14 protein-coding genes and 1 pseudogene are annotated in these 18308 nt (G+C 63.6%); 9 read left to right on the top strand and 6 right to left on the bottom strand.

What is annotated here, in order from left to right; genetic code table 11:
* Positions 1–14: 14 nt before the first annotated feature.
* The 6 genes from AC07YV_RS14195 to AC07YV_RS14220 all read right to left on the bottom strand — a co-directional run bounded on the left by AC07YV_RS14195 (position 15) and on the right by AC07YV_RS14220 (position 7193).
* On the bottom strand, positions 15–839 hold the full coding sequence (locus AC07YV_RS14195; RefSeq protein ID WP_102700351.1) for an SDR family NAD(P)-dependent oxidoreductase: 825 nt from the start codon (positions 837–839) through the stop codon (positions 15–17).
* Between the two features lie 30 nt (positions 840–869).
* Entirely contained in the window at positions 870–1286 is a 417-nt protein-coding gene (locus tag AC07YV_RS14200; protein WP_102700352.1) for a MaoC family dehydratase, read from the bottom strand.
* A 14-nt stretch (positions 1287–1300) separates the two neighbouring features.
* A complete protein-coding gene (locus tag AC07YV_RS14205; RefSeq protein ID WP_102700353.1) occupies positions 1301–1741 on the bottom strand; it encodes a MaoC family dehydratase N-terminal domain-containing protein in 441 nt (146 codons plus the stop codon).
* Between the two features lie 29 nt (positions 1742–1770).
* Positions 1771–2955: a lipid-transfer protein gene (locus tag AC07YV_RS14210; protein ID WP_102700354.1), complete on the bottom strand. Its 1185-nt coding sequence runs from the start codon at positions 2953–2955 to the stop codon at positions 1771–1773.
* 27 nt (positions 2956–2982) lie between these two features.
* Positions 2983–4140 carry an acyl-CoA dehydrogenase family protein gene (locus tag AC07YV_RS14215; RefSeq protein WP_494990315.1) on the bottom strand — a complete coding sequence of 386 codons (1158 nt, stop codon included), beginning with the start codon at positions 4138–4140 and terminating at the stop codon, positions 2983–2985.
* A gap of 224 nt (positions 4141–4364) precedes the next feature.
* Positions 4365–7193 carry a winged helix-turn-helix domain-containing protein gene (locus tag AC07YV_RS14220; RefSeq protein WP_102700356.1) on the bottom strand — a complete coding sequence of 943 codons (2829 nt, stop codon included), beginning with the start codon at positions 7191–7193 and terminating at the stop codon, positions 4365–4367.
* Between the two features lie 196 nt (positions 7194–7389).
* On the opposite strand from AC07YV_RS14220, the gene AC07YV_RS14225 reads away from it, so the two are divergent.
* The 9 genes and pseudogenes from AC07YV_RS14225 to AC07YV_RS14265 all read left to right on the top strand — a co-directional run bounded on the left by AC07YV_RS14225 (position 7390) and on the right by AC07YV_RS14265 (position 18185).
* Positions 7390–8544, top strand: a complete 1155-nt coding sequence (locus tag AC07YV_RS14225; RefSeq protein ID WP_102700357.1) for a CaiB/BaiF CoA transferase family protein — start codon at positions 7390–7392, stop codon at positions 8542–8544.
* Between the two features lie 51 nt (positions 8545–8595).
* Positions 8596–9399, top strand: coding sequence for an enoyl-CoA hydratase/isomerase family protein (locus tag AC07YV_RS14230; protein ID WP_102700358.1), 804 nt, complete (start codon positions 8596–8598; stop codon positions 9397–9399).
* Positions 9400–9449: 50 nt separating this feature from the next.
* Positions 9450–11009: pseudogene (locus tag AC07YV_RS14235) on the top strand (acyl-CoA synthetase); the annotation flags it as partial.
* 64 nt (positions 11010–11073) lie between these two features.
* Entirely contained in the window at positions 11074–12597 is a 1524-nt protein-coding gene (locus tag AC07YV_RS14240) for a long-chain-fatty-acid--CoA ligase (protein ID WP_102700360.1), read from the top strand.
* A 230-nt stretch (positions 12598–12827) separates the two neighbouring features.
* Positions 12828–13967, top strand: coding sequence for an acyl-CoA dehydrogenase family protein (locus AC07YV_RS14245; RefSeq protein WP_102700361.1), 1140 nt, complete (start codon positions 12828–12830; stop codon positions 13965–13967).
* A 31-nt stretch (positions 13968–13998) separates the two neighbouring features.
* Positions 13999–15207, top strand: a complete 1209-nt coding sequence (locus AC07YV_RS14250) for a lipid-transfer protein (protein WP_102700362.1) — start codon at positions 13999–14001, stop codon at positions 15205–15207.
* The gene (locus AC07YV_RS14255) at positions 15204–16361 is read left to right on the top strand and encodes an acyl-CoA dehydrogenase family protein (protein WP_102700363.1); all 1158 of its coding nucleotides are present in this window, start codon (positions 15204–15206) and stop codon (positions 16359–16361) included. The genes AC07YV_RS14250 and AC07YV_RS14255 overlap by 4 nt, the downstream gene beginning before the upstream one ends.
* 24 nt (positions 16362–16385) lie before the next feature.
* Positions 16386–17387: an acyl-CoA dehydrogenase family protein gene (locus AC07YV_RS14260; protein ID WP_102700364.1), complete on the top strand. Its 1002-nt coding sequence runs from the start codon at positions 16386–16388 to the stop codon at positions 17385–17387.
* A gap of 9 nt (positions 17388–17396) precedes the next feature.
* Complete coding sequence (locus AC07YV_RS14265; protein WP_102700365.1) at positions 17397–18185, top strand: crotonase/enoyl-CoA hydratase family protein; 789 nt, start codon at positions 17397–17399, stop codon at positions 18183–18185.
* Positions 18186–18308: the final 123 nt, after the last annotated feature.

Consider the following 18308-nt stretch of genomic DNA (forward strand, 5'->3'; position numbering starts at 1 on the left):
TCCTACGGTTTTGGTTATTGCAGATTGCCGGCCACCGCGATGGTCTGCGCCGTGATGTAGTTCGACTCCGGCGAGCAGAACAGGTACACCGCGTCCGCCGCTTCCTGCACGGTGCCCGGACGACCCAGCGGGTTGCGTTGGGCGAACGACTTGGCGGCTTCCGGGCTGATGCCGACACGGATGTCACGACCTTCGATGTTCACCGTAGCGCCTGCGTGGGCGTCAGCCATGGTCATGCGGGTTTCGATGAAACCGAAGGCCACGGCGTTGACGTTGACCTTGAAACGGCCCCATTCACGAGCCAGCGCACGGGTCATGCCGATCACGCCGGCCTTGGCCGAGGAGTAGTTCATCTGCCCGGCGTTGCCGTTGAGGGCCGACACCGAAGAAATGTTCACCACTTTGCGGAACACCTCGCGCTCTGCCGCTGCATCGGCCTGGGCCTGGGCTTTCATGATCGGGTAGGCGGCACGCAGGATGCGGAACGGCGCGGTCATGTGGCAGTCGAGAATGGCGTACCACTGCTCGTCGCTCATCTTCTGGATCACGTCGTCCCAGGTGTAGCCGGCGTTGTTGACGATGATGTCGATGGCGCCGAAGTTGTCCATCGCGGTCTTGACGTAGCGGTCGCCGAAGTCCGGGGCGCTGACGTTGCCGTGGCAGACGGCGGCTTCGCCACCCAGCTTGCGGATCATTTCAGCGGTCTCGTGGGCCGGGTCGGCGTCCAGGTCGTTGATCACGATGCGCGCGCCTTCGCTCGCCAGTTTCAGGGCGATCTGCTGACCGATGCCACGACCGGAACCGGTGACCAGTGCGACTTTGCCTTCGAGTTTTGCCATGGGGTGTTGCTCCTCAGTGATCAGTTTTGTTTACAGAGCGATCACGGCGTCGCCAACGATCTTGGTCTCGCCGTATTGATTGGTGGTACGCACTTCGACCTTGATCCGTTGCTCGCCCTCGACCTCGAAGCGGTCGACGACAGTGCCGGTGCAGGTAATCTGGTGACCCAGGTGAGTGATGCCAAGAAAGCGCACGCCGAACTCGCGCAACTGGCGCTGATCGACCCATTGGGTCAGCAGGCGACCGAGGTAGGCCATCGACAGCATGCCGTGGGCAAACACGTCGGGCATGCCGGCCCGGCGGGCGTAATCGGTGTCGATGTGGATGGCGTTGTGGTCACCCGATGCACCGGCGAACAGGGCCAGGGTGGTGCGGTTGATCGGCGGCAAGGCCAGTGGTGGCAGGGTGTCGCCGACGTTGATTTTTTCCAGGCTAATCGCGTTCATCAGTGTTCTCCGCTTCAGCTGTTGCGCTGCACAAGCACGCTGCGCAGGTCCGCAACGTGCTCACCGTGCTGATTGGTGACCCGGGTTTCGCGCACCACGAATTCCAGGGCGCCGCCTTTCTTGTCGTAGATGTCGGCGATGCGCACATCGAAGCGCAAGGTGTCGCCGGCATGGGCCATACGGTGATAACGGAAGGATTCTTCGCCGTGCAAAATGCGCGCGGTGACGATGCCCAGTTCGTCACGCCAGGCGTTCGAAGGAATCTGGAACTCCAGCGAGAACAGAAAGGTCGGTGGCAGCGGCAGGTTGGGATACCCGGCATCGCGCGCGGCCTGCTCGTCAAAGTAAATCGGGTTGGTTTCCCCGGTGGCCTTGGCGAAGAAGCGCAGTTGCCCGGCTTCGGCGGTCACGAGGAAAGCAGGCAGCTGTCTGCCGATGTGTTTCTTGTCGATCATCTGAATGGCTCCTGAGCTCTGCGGGCGCGTCAGTTTTTCTGGTAAACGGTGACCACGCAGGCGCCGCCCAGGCCGAGGTTGTGCTGCACTGCAATGCGTGCGTCCTGCACCTGGCGTTGTTCGGCGGTACCGCGCAATTGGTGGGTCAGTTCAAAGCACTGGGCCAGGCCGGTGGCACCCAGCGGGTGGCCCTTGGAAAGCAGGCCGCCGGACGGGTTGGTCACCCATTTACCGCCATAGGTGTTGTCGCCATCGTTGACCAGTTGCTCGCCGCCGCCCTCGGCGCACAGGCCCAGGCCTTCGTAGGTCAGCAATTCGTTCTGCGCGAAGCAGTCGTGCAACTCGATGACGTCGATGTCTTGCGGGCCGATGCCGGCCTGGTTGTAAGCGATATCCGCGGCCATGCGCGTCATGTCGAAACCGACCACGCGGATCATGTCCCTGGCGTCGTAGGTGCTCGGCAGGTCAGTGGTCAGCGCCTGGCCGGCCATCAATACGTCGGTGCGCAGGCCGTGCTTCTTCGCGAACGCCTCGGACACCACGATGGCCGCGGCAGCGCCACAGGTCGGCGGGCAGGCCATCAGTCGGGTCATCACGCCTTCCCACAACATCGGGGCGGCCATGACTTCTTCGCTGCTCACCACGTTGCGGAACACCGCCAGCGGGTTGTTGGCGGCGTGACGGCTGGCCTTGGCGCGGATCCTGGCGAAGGTTTCCAGTCGGGTGCCGTACTTCTGCATGTGCGCGTAGCCGGCGCCGCCGAACTGGCGGATGGCATTGGGCAGGTCAGGCATGCCGATCAGTTCGTTGGCCAGCACCAGGGCACGTTCGGTGGCCGGTGCGCGATCGGTCCAGGCGGATTTCAAGGCGCCCGGGTTCATGTGTTCGAAGCCAAACGCCAGGGCACAGTCCACCGCGCCGCTTTGTACCGCCTGGCGAGCGAGGAACAGGGCGCTGGAACCGGTGGCGCAGTTGTTGTTGACGTTGATCAGCGGGATGCCGGTCATGCCGACGCGGTACAGGGCTTTCTGGCCGCAGGTGGAGTCGCCGTAGACATAACCGGCGTAGGCCTGCTGGATGTCATTGAAATCCACACCCGAATCGGCCAGGGCCTGGCGGATCGCCTGTTCACCCATGACGTCGTAGGGCTCGTTGGTCCCCGGTTTCTTGAACTGGATCATGCCGACGCCAGCAACGAACACTTTATTGCTCATCGTTGTTTTCCTTGTTGTTTGAGAGGTTCAGAGCTTGCGCGCGATCATTTCGCGCATGACTTCACTGGTGCCGCCGTAGATGCGATTGACCCGTGAGTCGACGAAAGCGCGGGCGATCGGGTACTCCATCATGTAGCCGTAGCCACCGTGCAGTTGGACCATGTCGTCGATGCATTTCCACAGGGTCTCGGTGGTGAAGAGCTTGGCGATGGCCGCTTCTTCCAGGGTCAGGCGCCGGCGCATGTGCTCGCCCAGGTAGTAGTCGACCATCACCCGCATGGCGGTGGCCTGGGCCTTGATGTCGGCGAGCTTGAATTTGCTGTTCTGGAAGTCCCAGACGGTCTGGTTGAAGGCCTTGCGGTCCTTCACGTACTCGAGGGTCTGCTCCAGCAGGCGCTCCAGCTTCGCGGCGGCGGACACGGCGATGGAGAAGCGCTCCTGGGGCAGTTCGCCCATCAGGTAGGTAAACCCCAGGCCTTCCTCGCCGAGGCGGTTGCCGACCGGCACGCGCACGTTGTCGAAGAACAGCTCGGCGGTGTCGGCGGCGGCCTGGCCGACTTTCTCCAGTTTGCGCCCGCGCTTGAAGCCGGCGCGGCTGGCTTCCACGGCGATCAGGCTGATGCCCTTGGCGCCGGCGGCCGGGTCGGTCTTGCACACGACAATGACCAGGTCGGCGGTCAGGCCGTTGCTGATGAAGGTCTTGCTGCCGTTGATCACGTATTCGTCGCCATCGCGCACGGCGGTGGTGCGCACGGCCTTGAGGTCGCTGCCGGTGCCGGGCTCGGTCATGGCGATGGCCAGGATGGTCTCGCCCGAGCAAATGCCCGGCAGCCACTTCTGTTTCTGTTCTTCATTACCGCAGCGATTGATGTACGGAGCGATGACGTCCGAATGCATGCCGAAGTAGGCGCCACTCACGCCGGCCCGGGCGAACTCCTCGTTGAACACCGCGCAGTGACCGAAATCACCGCCACCGCCACCGTATTCGGTGGGCAGGGTGATGCCGAGCAAGCCTTCGCGGCCGGCCTTGAGCCAGGTTTCGCGGTCGACCTGGCCGGCCTTGTCCCAGGCGGCCTGGCGTGGCAGGCATTCGCGTTCGAAAAAACGGCGCGCGGTGGTGCGAAACATCTCATGGTCGTCGCGGAAAACGGTTCGGGCGATATGCACGCAAGACTCCTCAAACATGGCAGGCCGGCCTTGAGCCGAGCGCTTACGCAAGGCGCGGACTGCGCCTGTGATCTGAGGGTTACGATAGGTGGGGCCCGTGGCCCGAACGCCACCCGAGCCGGGTGGCAGGGAAAAAAACACGACCGAGGGGTGCCCCACAATCCATGTAGGAGCTGCCGCAGGCTGCGATCTTTTGATCTTGTTCTTAAAAGATCGCAGCCTGCGGCAGCTCCTACAGGGTTTCAGGGGTGGACGTTGCTGTCATCCTGGGATTCCAGATCCCGCACCCGGGCCACCGCTTCGTCGCGGCTGTTGACCCCGAGCTTGCTGTAGATATGGCTCAGGTGCCATTTCACGGTTTCCGGGGACAGGCCCAGGGCGCGGGCGATTTTCTTGTTGGGCAGGGCCTGGGCCAGCAGGCGCACGACTTCGATTTCCCGCTCGCTCAACGGCTCGATCCCGGCCGTCAACGGTTTGCTGGTGGCCGTTGTCGCAGGTTTGGCCTTCGAGATCGCCGGGGGCGTGGCCTCGGCCGCCTGCAAGCGCTCGACATAAAACGCCAGCACCGGGTCCAGGTCTTCGCGGGCGGCGATATCGCAGATCAGTTTCAAGCCATCCGGATGGGCATCGAGGAGGCTGCGCACCAGGCCAAAGCGTTGACCTCGGCGCAAGGCTTCGATGACTTTGTTCCGTGCCCGTTCATGGTTGCCGCGTTCGGACTCGATCACGGCGCTGAGCACCAGCAGGCGCGTTGCCCCGAGTTGGCGACGATGCCGGTCGCAGGTTTCGATCAATCGTTCTATGCGATCGCAAGCCCCGTCCAGATCACCCTGGACCAGTTGCCAGCGAGCACGGGCGTTCTCGGCCAGGATGTGGATTTCCTTCAGGGCCGTGTGCCCGGCATCCGGGTGACGCGCGTCAATGGCTTCCAGGCGCGCCAGTTTGGCCTGGGCTTGTGCCGTCTCCCCGAGAATCAGCAACCAGCGCACTTGCCAGGTCAGGCAGTAGGCTTGCAGGCGTTCCAGACCGAGTTTGATCGCGTACTCATCCAGCCGTTCGACAAACGCCAGGGCTTCTTGATGGTTACCTGCCAGCCATTGCACGTTCCATAACACTTGCAGCACACGCAGGACGGAATCGGGAATCGAAATGCGTTCGAGAATGTCGATCCAGCCCGAGAGCATTTTGAAAGCGGCGTCGACATCGTTGGTTTCGTACAGCACCTCACCGAGCAGCGCGGCGGAGAGATAAGTCGCGTCGGCACCGGCCTTGCCGCATTGGCTGGCCTCATGCAGCACGTCGCGGTAAACCCTTTCCGCCTGAGTCATCTGGCCTTCAAGGGCCAGGCTCAAGCCAATCATGCAACGACCCTGAAGGCTGCCCGCGGTGGTCCCCAGCAGCGGTTCGCCATTGATCAGCAGGTTCGGCCGGTCGAGTTGTACTTGCCGGGCCTTTTCGTACTCGCCGCGGTGCATGTACAGCCACGACAGGATGTTGGCGCAGGAACCGATGGCCACGCTGTTGCTTTCCGGCGGCGGGTTGAGCAGTTGCGGCAGGACCGTCATGGCCGCGTCGGTGTCATCCCGTTGCAGGGCCAGGGAGGCGCGCAGCAGCGAAATCATGAAGTGGTCATGGACTTCGCTCTCGGGAACGTCGCGAAACAGTTGTTCGAGGCTGGCGGTGCAGGCCACGAAATCCCTGGCATACAGCTGCATCCGCGCCTTGAGGATGCGCAGCTTGACCCGGGCCTGTACCTGTTCGACCGGCAACAGCCGTACCAGCTCGATCAACATGCGCAGGTCGCCATGGGCGTACAGCGCCTCGGCGTGTTGCTCCACAAGATCGGCGGCGGCAGCCGGGTCGCCGCCCATGACCGCATGGTGCACCGCTTCATTCAGGTGATTGTGGTCACGGAACCAGTGCCACGCCCGTACGTGCACCGCGTGTTGCTCGTCCTTGCTGCGGGAGTCGAAATACTTGAGCAGGGTTTCGCGCAACAGCGGGTGCAGGCGATACCAGGTTTCACGTTCGGCGCTGTCCACCGGGATCAGGAACAGGTTGTCCCGCTCCATGCGCGTCAGTAACGCATTCGCTTCGGCAACGGCCTGCGGGTGGCCGCTGAGTGCGGCGCACAACGAGGCGCAGAATCGATTGCACACGGCCATGAGCAGCAGCAGGTCGAGGTCGGTCGGCGACAGGTGAGACAACACTTCGACTTCGAAAAATCTGGCGAAGGCTTGATCGTCCCGCAGTTGCGTGTGCACTGACGTGGCATCAGGGGTGGCAGGCGGGCGGTTCTTTTTGCGGCTGACGGCGAGCAGTTGCAGGCCGGCGACCCAGCCATCGGTCAGCTCATGCATCATCCTGGCGTCGCGGGCATTGATCTCGCCCAGCTGCGCCTTGAGGAACTGTTCGGACTCGACCGCCGTGAAGCGCAAGTCCCGCAGGTTCAACTCGAGCACCAGTTCCTGGCTGCGCAAACGCGCCAGGGACAACGGCACGGCACTGCGCGATACCAGCGCCAGGTGCAGGTTGGCCGGGGCGTAGTCGATCAGCCATTGCAGGGCCTGGTGAATGCCCACGTCGGTCAGGTGGTGCAGGTCGTCGAGTACCAGCACCAGTTCACGGCCACGGCTGGCAATGCTGCGCACCAGGGTGATGACGGTGCGCTCCACGGCCTCGCTGTCGATGCCGCGACCTTCCAGTTGAGTCGCGTCCCGCACCAGCGCCGGGTCGATCTGGCCGAGGCTCGCCAGCAGATAGTCAAGAACGCGCGTCAGTTCGTTGTCATCCGCCGACAACGTCAGCCACGCCACGTCGAACCCCAACGGCAACAGCGCCTGGCGCCAGGCGATCAGGGTCGAGGTCTTGCCGCAGCCGGCCGGCCCCTTGAGCACGATGCAGCGCAGGCGTCGGGCCTTGAGCATTTGATCCTGCAGGCGTTCGCGGGAAATCAGGCGCCCGGTGCTGCGCGGCGGAATCAGTTTGGTGCTGACGATCGGGGACTGAACCGGATTGAAGGCCTGGCTGGCATGGGTGTCCGATGCATTGGACTTGCGGTGTTTATCCATGGGGCTGTCCGATTCTTTCTTGTTTTGTGAGTGCGTTGGATCTCATCGAGTGTAACCCAGAGCATGGGTGGCATGACCCTGTCTTTGGCGACCACCACCCGATGTGGGGGGTGGTTGCCGATCAACGGATTGATCTACTGGAAGGCACAACAATAGGGGTGCTGTGGCGCTCCGTCAGAACAGGGGAGCGTTGGCAATGGGTGTACTGAGTGGCATTCGGGTGGTGGAGTTTGAGGCAATCGGGCCGGCGCCGTTTGGCACCATGCTGTTGGCCGATATGGGCGCCGACGTGGTGCGCATCGACCGCCCGCAGAAGGCCAGTGACCTGGGGCCGAAGCTGGAAGGCAAGCGTGCCGACATTACCGGGCGCAATCGTCGTTCGGTCACCCTCGACTTGAAGCGCCCGGACAGTGTCGCCGCTGCACTGGAACTGATCGAACGTGCCGATGTGGTGATTGAAGGGTTTCGCCCCGGCACGATGGAGCGCCTGGGGCTTGGCCCTGACATCGCGCTCGAACGCAATCCGCGCCTGGTCTATGCGCGGATGACCGGTTGGGGCCAGACCGGCCCGATGGCCGACCGCGCCGGCCATGACCTGAACTACATCGCCTTGTCAGGTGTGTTGTCGAGCATCGGCCCGGCCGGTGGGCGACCGGTGCCGCCGCTGAACCTGGTGGGCGACTACGGCGGTGGCGGCATGCTGCTGGCGATGGGCGTGCTGGCGGCACTGGTCAATGTGCAGCGCGGCGGCGCCGGCCAGGTGGTCGACGCGGCCATGACCGAAGGTGCGGCGCAACTGGGCTCGGTGATCTGGGGTCTGCTCGCCGGCGGGCACTGGAAAGAGCAGCGCGGCAGCAACCTGCTCGACGGCGGCGCGCCCTGGTACGACACCTACGAAACCCGCGACGGCCAGCACATGGCAATCGGGCCGATCGAGTCGCGCTTCTATGCACAGATGCTGGAAATTCTCGGACTCTCCAACGCCGGCCTGCCCAATCAGCACGACCGGGCTGGCTGGCCGCGGCTGCGTGAGGCCTTCACCGCTGCGTTCCTCGGCCGCACCCGCGAGCAGTGGGTGGCCGCGTTCGAAGGCAGCGACGCTTGCGTTGCACCGGTGCTGGGGCTTGTCGAAGCCGCCCGCCATCCCCACGGCGTTGCCCGTGGCAGCTTCATCGAGGTCGACGGGGTGGTGCAGCCGGTCCCGGCTCCGCGTTTCCTTGGCACGCCATCGGCGCAACCGCTGCCCGCACCCGAGCGTGGCGAACACGGCGGCGACGCACTGCGCGACTGGGGCTTCGATATGCCGGCCATCGAGCGCTTGCGTGAGTTGGGTCTGGGGTGGCGCGCCTGAGCGCGTTCGCCCCGAAAAAACATATAGATCCGCGCAACGCAGGAGTCACCCATGGCCATTCAGTTCAAGATCATCGATCACGTGGCACTTGTCACGCTCGATGCGCAACAGTCGAACAACGCGCTGACCCTCAGCGATTTGATGCACCTGCGCAAGACCCTGGGCGCCTGCCAGGATGACGAACAGGTGCGGGTCATCGTCCTGACCGGTGCCGGTGAGCGTGCATTTTGCAGCGGCGCGAGCCACAAGGAGTCGCTGCTGGCCGCTTCGGGTTTCGTCGCCGGCGCCCTCAAGAGTCGCGAGACCGAAGCCGAGGAGGGCGGCTACAGCCGACTGTTCGACCTCAGCGACCTGGACATCTGGAAACCGGTGGTTGCCGCCATCAATGGTGCCTGCCTGGGAGGCGGTCTTGAGCTGGCGCTGCAATGCGATCTGCGCATCGCTTCGGCCGGCGCTACGTTCGGCTTGCCTGAAGTGTGCGAGGCGACCATTCCGGCGGCCGGTGGCGTGCAGTACCTGCTGCGTGCGATCCCGGCGGCACACGCGATGAAAATGGCCCTGACCGGGGAGTCGATCGGTGCGCAGGAAGCCTTGGACATCGGTTTGATCATAGAGCTGCTGCCCAAGGACCGTCTGCTGCCAGCGGCGCTGGACCTGGCCGGACGCATTGCCGCCAATGGCCCGCTGGCGGTGCAGTCGATCAAGCGCCTGGCCTTGCAGACCGCCCACCTCGCACCCCGGGATTTCGTCACCCAGGCCCATCTGCACTGGGGTTTGCTGCGCGACAGCGAAGATCACGCCGAAGGGCGCCTGGCCCAAGTCGAGCAGCGCTCACCGAAGTACACCGGCACCTGACGCGACAGGCGCATTCGTCCTGACCTGACAACAATAATTCACAGGAGAACCCCATGTATTTGACCCAAGGCCTGCACCGTGTGTTGCAGCAACGTCCCCATGCCGTGGCGACGGTCTTTCGCGACCGCCGCCGCACCTATGCCGAACTGGTCGAGCGGGTGGCTCGTCTGGCCGGGGCCTTGCAGCAACTGGGGATGCAGACCGGCGACCGCGTCGGCCTGCTGGGCCTGAACTCCGACCGGTTCCTTGAGTATTTCCTGGCGACCTGGTGGGGCGGCGGCGTGGTCAACCCGGTGAATATTCGCTGGAGCGTGGCGGAAATCGTCTATTCGCTGGACGACTGTGACACGCGCATCCTGCTGATCGACGACACCTTCCTGCCCATGGCCGAAGACATCGCCGGCAGCGCCAAGGTACGGCCATTGCTGATTCACATCGGCGACGGTCCATTGCCGCAGGGCATGCTGCCCTATGAGCAACTGATTCGTGACGCTACGCCGGTGGACGACGCCTTTCGCGGCGGTGATGACCTGGCGAGCATCATGTACACCGGCGGCACGACCGGCCGGCCGAAGGGCGTGATGCAGTCGCACATGAACCTGTGGACCGCTGCCGTGGCCCGTGCGGCCGATGTGCCGGTGCCGGCGGATGCCCTGACCCTGCACATCGCGCCGATGTTCCACCTGGCGGCGCTGTCGCGGGTGATCCTGATCTCGCTGCTGGGTCTGCCGAGCATTTTCGTCCCGGCCTTCGATGCCCTGGACGTGATGCGTACCATCGAGCGCGAGCGCATCACCGACATCCTGATCGTGCCGACCATGCTTCAGGTATTGATCATGCACCCGGAATTCGCCAGACATGACCTGAGCTGCCTGCGCAGTCTCACTTACGGCGCCTCGCCGATTGCCGTGCCCTTGCTGGAGCTGGCGCTCAAGGCGTTGCCGAATGTCGAGTTCACCCAAGGGTACGGCATGACCGAAGCGGCGCCGCCGGTTTGCGCCAATGGCCCGGAAAACCACAGCGCCGAAGGCATTGCCAATGGTCGCCTGCGTTCGGCCGGGCGGCCAGGGCTGGGCGTTACGGTGCGCATCGTCGACGAAAATGACAACGAAGTGCCACGCGGCACCGTGGGCGAAGTGGTCGTGCGTGGTCCGAACATCATGCTCGGCTACTGGAACAACCCCGAAGAAACCGCCAAGGCCTTGCGCGGCGGCTGGATGCACACCGGCGACGGTGCCTACATGGACAAGGATGGCTTTATCTACATCGTCGATCGCTTCAAGGACATGATCGTCAGCGGTGGCGAGAACGTGTATTCCGGCGAAGTGGAAAGCGCCATCGCCAGCCACCCTGCCGTCGCCGCCTGCGCGGTGATCGGCATTCCTTGCCCGCAGTGGGGCGAAGCCGTGCACGCGGTGGTGGTGCTCAAGCCGGATAACGACGTTGCGAGCGCCCAGATCATCGAACATTGCCGTCGCCAGATCGCCAGCTACAAGACCCCCAAATCCGTGGAGTTCCGTACGGCGTTGCCAATGTCCGGCGCCGGCAAGGTACTCAAGCGTGATCTGCGCGAGCCGTTCTGGCGTGGCAAGGACAGGAGTGTGAGCTGATGGCGTCGATCACAGGCGTGGTGGGCACCAACGGGGTATTCACACCGTGGAAAGGCATGACGTCATGTACATGACCCAATGCCTGCAACGGACGTTGCAACAGAACCCGGAGCACATTGCGACGATTTTCGGTCCACGGCGCCACACCTATCGCGAGTTTGGCGACCGCGTCGCACGTCTGGCGGGGGCCTTGCAGAAACTGGGCATGGCGGCCGGCGACCGGGTCGGCATGCTGGCGCTCAATTCCGACCGCTACCTGGAATACATCATGGGCGTGTGGTGGGGCGGTGGGGTGCTCAACCCGGTGAACATCCGCTGGAGCGTGCCGGAGATCGTCTATTCGCTGGACGATTGCAGTACCGGCATCCTTATCGTCGATGAACACTTTGCACCACTGGCCGAGCAGATCCGCAGGAGTGCCCGCCATGCGCCACGGTTTATCTATGCAGGCGAGGGCGAAGTGCCGGTGGGCATGCTGGGTTTCGAGCAACTGATTGCCCAGGCAGCGCCGGTCGAAGACGCCGGGCGTGGTGGTGAAGACCTCGCCTGCATCATGTACACCGGCGGCACCACCGGGTTTCCCAAGGGCGTGATGCAGTCGCACTTGAACCTGTGGTCGGCGTGCATGCCGCGCATGGTCGACATGCCGCCGATCCGTGAAGGTCGACTGTTGCACGTGGCACCGCTGTTCCACGTCGCGGGCATGGCTCGGGCACTGATTCAGTTCATGGCCGGTGAAAGCCATGTGCTGCTGTCGAGTTTCGACTCGGCTCAAGTGCTGCAGGTGATCGAGCGGGAACGGATCACCGAGACGCTGCTGGTGCCGACCATGATCCTCGCGCTGCTGGCCCATCCGGACTTCGATCGTCATGACCTCAGTAGCCTGAAACGCCTGACCTACGGTGCATCACCCAGCGCGGGCGAAATGGTGGAACAGGTGTTGGTCCGGCTTCCGGATCTCGAGCTTTCTCATTCCTACGGGCTCACCGAAGCCTGTCCGGTAGTGTCGAGCAATCTGCCGTGCAATCACACGCCGCAGGCACGCAAGAGTGGCCTGTCGCGTTCAGTCGGGCGCGGCGGGTTGGGGGTCAACGTGAAGATCGTCGACCCGCAAGGTCAGGAAGTTGCGCGTGGCACGGTGGGCCAGATCATCGTGCGCGGGCCGAACATCATGCAGGGTTACTGGAACAAGCCCGAGGAAACGGCCAAGGCATTGCGAGATGGCTGGTTGTACACCGGCGATGCCGCGTGGATGGATGAGCAGGGATACCTGTTCATCGTCGACCGCTTGAAGGACATGATCGTCAGCGGTGGCGAAAATGTTTACTCGGCGGAAGTCGAAAACGTCCTGGCGCGGCACCCGGCCGTGGCGCTGTGCGCGGTGATCGGCGTTCCCCATGAACAGTGGGGCGAGGCGGTGCACGCGGTGGTGGTGCGCAAACCCGGTACCCAGGTCGATGCCGAGCAATTGCGCAGGTACTGCCGCGAGTTCATCGCCCCCTACAAATGCCCGAAAACCGTTGAGTTCCACGACGAACTGCCGCTGTCGGCCGCCGGCAAAGTCCTCAAGCGCGAACTGCGCCAATAACCCCCGTAACCGCCCCTGTAGGAGCTGCCGCAGGCTGCGATCTTTTAAAAAATCAAGATCAAAAGATCGCAGCCTTCGGCAGCTCCTACAGGGTTTTTTTGTGCCTGGGGCTTATTGAAGCCGGCGCTGATCGCTACCCGATCCGGGTGGCTTCACGACCCGCCCCCCGCCAATACAGTGGTTCCACGAACCAGGCGTAAGCCTCGCCTGGCAACCCACTGGAGATCCCGATGCACATCAACCGTACTGTCTACCGTGAAGACCACGAAATGCTGCGTGAAACCGCGCGCCGTTTCTTCGAGCGTGAATGCCTGCCCAAGCAGGCGCAGTGGGATGCCGCGGGCCAGGTCGACCGGGAGACCTGGCTCAAGGCCGGTCGCCATAACCTGCTGTGCCTCACCGTACCGACCGAGTACGGCGGCGGTGGCGGTGATTTCGGGCATTCGGCGGTGTTGATCGAAGAGTTGTATCGCGCCGGTGTTTCGGGCTGGAGCCTGGGGGTTCACTCCGACATTACCGCGCCTTACATCGTGCGTCTGGGCACCGAAGAGCAGAAACACAAATGGCTGCCGAAAATTTGCACCGGTGAAACCGTGCTGGCCATCGCCATGACCGAGCCGGGCACCGGCTCCGACCTCAAGGCAATCCGTACCACCGCCGTGCGTGACGGCGACGAATGGGTGATCAACGGCAGCAAGACCTTCATCAGCAACGGCCTGACCTGCGACATGGTCGTGGTGGTGTGCAAGACCGACCCGAGCGCCGGGGCCAAGGGTTGCAGCCTGATCATGGTCGAGTGCAACCGTGAAGGTTTCCGTCGCGGGCGCAAGCTGGAAAAAGTCGGCCAGCATGCCGCCGACACCGCAGAACTTTTCTTCGACAACGTGCGTGTGCCAGTGGGCAACCTGCTCGGTGAGGAAAACAAGGGCTTCATGCACCTGATGGAAGAGCTGCCACAGGAGCGCCTGGTGATCGCGCTGTACAGCGCCGCCAAACTCGAGCGCCTGCTGGAGCAGACCGTCGAGTACGTGAAGGACCGCAAGGCCTTCAACCAGACCGTCTGGGACTTCCAGAACACCAAATTCAAGCTCGCCGACATCAAGGCCCAGGCCACCGCCGTACGTCTGATGATCGACCACTACATCGGCGAACACATACGCCGTCGCCTGACGGTGCAGGAGTCAGCGCTGGCCAAGCTGTTCGCCACCGAGACGCTGTGGAAGTGCATCGACGACATGGTCCAGCTGCATGGCGGCTACGGCTACATGATGGAGTACCCGATCGCCCGCGCCTTCGTCGACATGCGCGTGACGCGCATCTTCGGTGGCACCAGTGAAGTGCTGCGCGAACTCATCGCGCGCCAGTTGTGATTCCTTTCCCCGCATTTTTTCAGGTGACACCATGAGCGAAAAAGTACTGGTTGCCGGCGTCGGCATGATCCCGTTCCGCAAGCCCAGCGACAGCCCGACCTATGTGCAGATGGGGGCCGAAGCGGTGCGTCGCGCCCTGGCCGATGCGGCGATCGATTACAGCCTGGTCCAGGAGGCTTACGCCGGTTACGTCTATGGCGACTCCACCTGCGGCCAGACCGTGCTGTACGAAGTCGGCATGACCGGGATCCCGGTGGTCAACGTCAACAACAACTGCTCGACCGGTTCCACCGCGTTGTACCTGGCGCGCAAGGCCATCGAGTCCGGCTCGGCCGACTGCGTACTGGCGGTGGGTTTCGAACAGATGCAGGCCGGTGCGTTGAAGTCCCATTGGGACGACCGCCCGCCGACCCGCGAACGTTTCCTGCCGATCCTGCGTGGTCTCACCGCCGATATGGATGGCATGGCTCAGGCCATCCGTACCTTCGGTGGTGCCGGGCGCGAGTACATTCAGAAATACGGTATGAAAATGGAAACCTTTGCCGCTGTGCGCGCCAAGGCCAGCCGTCATGCCGCCAACAACCCGCTCGCATTGTTTCGCAAGGTGCTCAGCGTCGAAGACGTGATGAACGACCCGGTGATTCTGCCAGGCGTCATGACCCGCCTGATGGCCTGCCCGCCGACCTGCGGCGGCGCGGCGGCGATCCTGGTGTCCGAGCGTTTTGCCAAAAAACATGGCCTGCGCCGTGACGTGGAAATCGTCGCCCAGTCCATGACCACCGACACGCCAGAATCCTTCAACTTCGAAAAACCGTCGATGCTCGATTGGGTCGGCACCCACATGACCCACGCTGCCGTGGGCCAGGTGTACGAGAAGGCTGGCGTCGGTCCACAGGACATCGACGTCTGTGAACTGCACGACTGCTTCGCCCAGAACGAAGTGATCTGCTACGAGTCGCTGGGTTTCTGCCCCGAGGGCGGGGCCGAGAAGTTCGTGATGGATGGCGACAACACCTACGGCGGGCAGATCGTGATCAATCCGTCCGGCGGTCTGCTTTCCAAGGGGCATCCATTGGGCGCGACCGGTTTGGCGCAGTGCTACGAGCTGACCCAGCAATTGCGCGGCAACGCCGAGCAGCGTCAGGTCGACGGGGCGCGCCTGGCCATGGCCCATAACCTCGGGCTGGGCGGCGCATGCGTGGTGACGTTGTACGGTAAAGTCAGTGGAGGTGCCCAGTGAGCAGCTTGCTCGACGCCTTTCGCCTGACCGCGCTACCGCCACACGCAGAAGCCTTTCGTACAGAGGTCAAAGCTTTTCTGGCCGAGCATCTGCCAAGGGTTTCGGCGGATGTGCGAGCGCGCAGCTGGACCGGCTTCGATGCAGGTTTCAGTCGGCAACTGGCGCAGCGCGGCTGGGTCGGCCTGACCTTGCCAGCCGCTTACGGCGGTGCCGGGCTGGATGCGTTCAGTCGCTTCGTGCTGGTGGAGGAACTGCTGTCTGCCGGTGCTCCGGTGGCGGCACACTGGATTGCCGACCGCCAGAGCGGGCCGTTGATCCTGAAGTTCGGCAGCGATGCACAGAAGGATTTCTTCCTGCCGCGCATCTGCGCCGGCCAGGCGTTTTTCTGCATCGGCATGAGCGAACCGAACTCGGGATCGGACCTGGCCAGCGTGCGCAGCCGTGCCACCCGTTGCCCCGAAGGTTGGCGCCTGAGCGGGCGCAAGATCTGGACCACCAACGCCCATCACGCCGACTACATGATCGCCCTGGTGCGCACCAGTGGTGCGCCCGAGGACCGTCAAAACGGGCTGTCGCAATTCATCATCGACCTCAGGCAGCCAGGCATCAGCGTGCGTCCCATCGTTGACCTGGCCGGTGACGCGCATTTCTCCGAAGTGGCCTTCGACGACGTCTTGCTCGGCGAAGACGCGTTGGTGGGCGAGGAGGGCAGTGGCTGGAAACAGGTCAACGCCGAACTGGCGTTCGAGCGCAGCGGGCCGGAACGTTTCTACTCCAGCATCGTGTTGCTCGACCTGTGGGCCGAGACGCTGCGGCGCACAGGCGCGACGGCCCAGGAGACTGCGTTGCTCGGTAGTTTTCTCAGCCAGCTCACCTGCCTGCGCAACCTGTCGCTGGCACTGACCGCGTTGCTCGCACGGGGTGAAAGCCCGGTGGTGGAAGCCGCACTGGTCAAGGACATCGGCACCGAATTCGAGCAGGCGATCCCGACGGCGATTGCCGGGGCGATCAGCGCCCATCCGGATGTACCGGTCGATGAGGCGCTCTACAGCACGGTCGCTTATCTGAACCAGGTCGCGCCGACCTTCTCGTTGCGCGGCGGCACCCGGGAAATCCTGCGCGGCATGATCGCCCGCGGCCTGGGCCTGCGCTGATGCACCTCCAACAGGAAATACGTCATGTTCACTGAAGCCATTGAAAAGATCCTCAGCGACTTGTGCACGCCGGCGCGGGTCCGTGCCGTGGAAAGCGCAGACAGCGCCGCGACGTTGTGGAGCGCCCTGGAAGACAGCGGTTTTCTCGAATTGCTGACGCCGGAAGTCGCCGGTGGAGCGGGCCTTGCGCTGAATGCACTGCTGCCGATTTTTGTCGCCTTCGGTCGCTGCGCGCTGCCGGTCCCGGCGGCGCAAAGCATGGCCGCTCGCGCGTTGCTGCGTGGCTGCCCGGGCGCGCCACCGGCTGGCATGTTGACCCTGGCCGGTACAGCCCATCGCCAGCCCGATGGCCTGTTGTGCGTGCCGCGTGTGGCGTTTGGCTTGATGGCCGATTTCGCCCTGGTCAACCTGGAAGGCGAGTTGTTGCTGCTCGATTGCAGCCTGGCGCGCCGCCAGCCCACGGGCGTTCACGGCAGTCAATGCGCCACCTTGTACTGGTCGCAGGACTCACTCGGTAGCGCCATCGGCAATAACGGCGAGGAAGTACGGGTGTTCAACGCCGCCATCCACGCCGCCGCCATCGCCGGAGCCATGGAGCAGGCACTCGCCATGACGCTGGCGTACTGCAACGACCGCGTGCAGTTCGGCAAGGCCATTGGCAAGTTCCAGGCGGTGCAGCACCAGCTCAGCGTGATGGCGGAGCAGGTTGCCGCTTCGCGCATCGCCGCTGAGCTGGCGTTTGCCGGCGATTTGCAGGTGCCGCCGCTGATGGCGACGGCCATTGCCAAGGCGCGGACCAGCATGGCGGTGCCTCAAGTCACGGCCATCGCCCATGCATTGTTCGGCGCCATTGGCGTGACCGAAGAACTGGACCTGCAACTGTTCACCCGGCGCTTGCACGAGTGGCGTGTCAGCGAAGGTTCGGAAACTTACTGGAACGGGATAGTCGGCCAGGCGTTGCTGACGCAGCCGAATGTCACGGCCTGCGAATTCGTGCGTCACGTCACCCCGTCTCCCACCGCTTGAGGATCACCCATGAAGCCGTTTTTGAAGTACGAACAGGACGGTCATGTCGTCACCCTGACGATGAATGACCCCGAGCGACGCAATCCGTTGACGGGCAACAGTGCCGTGCCGGAGTTCCTCGAAGCCATCGAGCGCATTGAGCGCGACAGCAACGTGCGTGCAGTGATCATCACTGGCGCCGGCACAGCGTTTTGCTCCGGCGGCAACGTGCGCGACATGGACCGCTATGGGCAAATGTCGGGCATGCAATTGCGTCAGGAATATCGCACCGGCATTCAGCGCCTGCCCCTGGCGCTGTTCAATCTGGAAGTCCCGGTGATCGCCGCGGTCAATGGCCCGGCCATCGGCGCGGGGCTGGATCTGGCCTGTATGTGCGACATCCGCGTGGCGTCCGGGCAGGCGAAGTTTGCCGAGAGCTTCGTCAAGTTGGGGATCATTCCGGGGGACGGCGGTGCCTGGCTGTTGCCACGGATCATCGGTCTGTCCCGCGCCACCGAACTGACCCTGACCGGGCAAATGATCGACGCTCGCCAGGCCGAGCAATGGAATCTGGTGTCCCGCGTTGTTCCTGCCGAACAGTTGCTGGACACGGCACGGGAAATCGCCGCGTCGATTGCCGCCAACCCGCCGCACGCCGTGCGTCTGGCCAAGCGCTTGCTGCGCGAAGCCTTGCATACCCGACTCGATACGCTGCTGGAAATGTCCGCGACGTTCCAGGTGCTGTCGCACCAGACCGCCGACCACCGCGAAGCCGTGGCGGCCTTTATCGACAAGCGCGTGCCGAGCTTTACCGGGTGAATGTCACCGAGCGTAACGCCCGGCGAACGCCAGGTTGTTACACCGCGCGAAACCTCGCGACCAACACCCCTTCAAATCACCCGTTCGGGTGTGAGGGACGGGCCGGAGCCCCACTAGCATGGG

The sequence above is a fragment of the Pseudomonas sp. GW456-E7 genome (assembly GCF_059424105.1).

Coding starts and splice junctions, on each gene's coding strand:
- AC07YV_RS14260 (WP_102700364.1), top strand. CDS start 16,386: ATGTTCACTGAAGCCATTGAAAAGATCCTCAGCGACTTGTGCACGCCG.
- AC07YV_RS14230 (WP_102700358.1), top strand. CDS start 8,596: ATGGCCATTCAGTTCAAGATCATCGATCACGTGGCACTTGTCACGCTC.
- AC07YV_RS14220 (WP_102700356.1), bottom strand. CDS start 7,193: ATGGATAAACACCGCAAGTCCAATGCATCGGACACCCATGCCAGCCAG.
- AC07YV_RS14195 (WP_102700351.1), bottom strand. CDS start 839: ATGGCAAAACTCGAAGGCAAAGTCGCACTGGTCACCGGTTCCGGTCGT.
- AC07YV_RS14200 (WP_102700352.1), bottom strand. CDS start 1,286: ATGAACGCGATTAGCCTGGAAAAAATCAACGTCGGCGACACCCTGCCA.
- AC07YV_RS14240 (WP_102700360.1), top strand. CDS start 11,074: ATGTACATGACCCAATGCCTGCAACGGACGTTGCAACAGAACCCGGAG.
- AC07YV_RS14215 (WP_494990315.1), bottom strand. CDS start 4,140: ATGTTTGAGGAGTCTTGCGTGCATATCGCCCGAACCGTTTTCCGCGAC.
- AC07YV_RS14210 (WP_102700354.1), bottom strand. CDS start 2,955: ATGAGCAATAAAGTGTTCGTTGCTGGCGTCGGCATGATCCAGTTCAAG.
- AC07YV_RS14205 (WP_102700353.1), bottom strand. CDS start 1,741: ATGATCGACAAGAAACACATCGGCAGACAGCTGCCTGCTTTCCTCGTG.
- AC07YV_RS14245 (WP_102700361.1), top strand. CDS start 12,828: ATGCACATCAACCGTACTGTCTACCGTGAAGACCACGAAATGCTGCGT.
- AC07YV_RS14250 (WP_102700362.1), top strand. CDS start 13,999: ATGAGCGAAAAAGTACTGGTTGCCGGCGTCGGCATGATCCCGTTCCGC.
- AC07YV_RS14225 (WP_102700357.1), top strand. CDS start 7,390: ATGGGTGTACTGAGTGGCATTCGGGTGGTGGAGTTTGAGGCAATCGGG.
- AC07YV_RS14265 (WP_102700365.1), top strand. CDS start 17,397: ATGAAGCCGTTTTTGAAGTACGAACAGGACGGTCATGTCGTCACCCTG.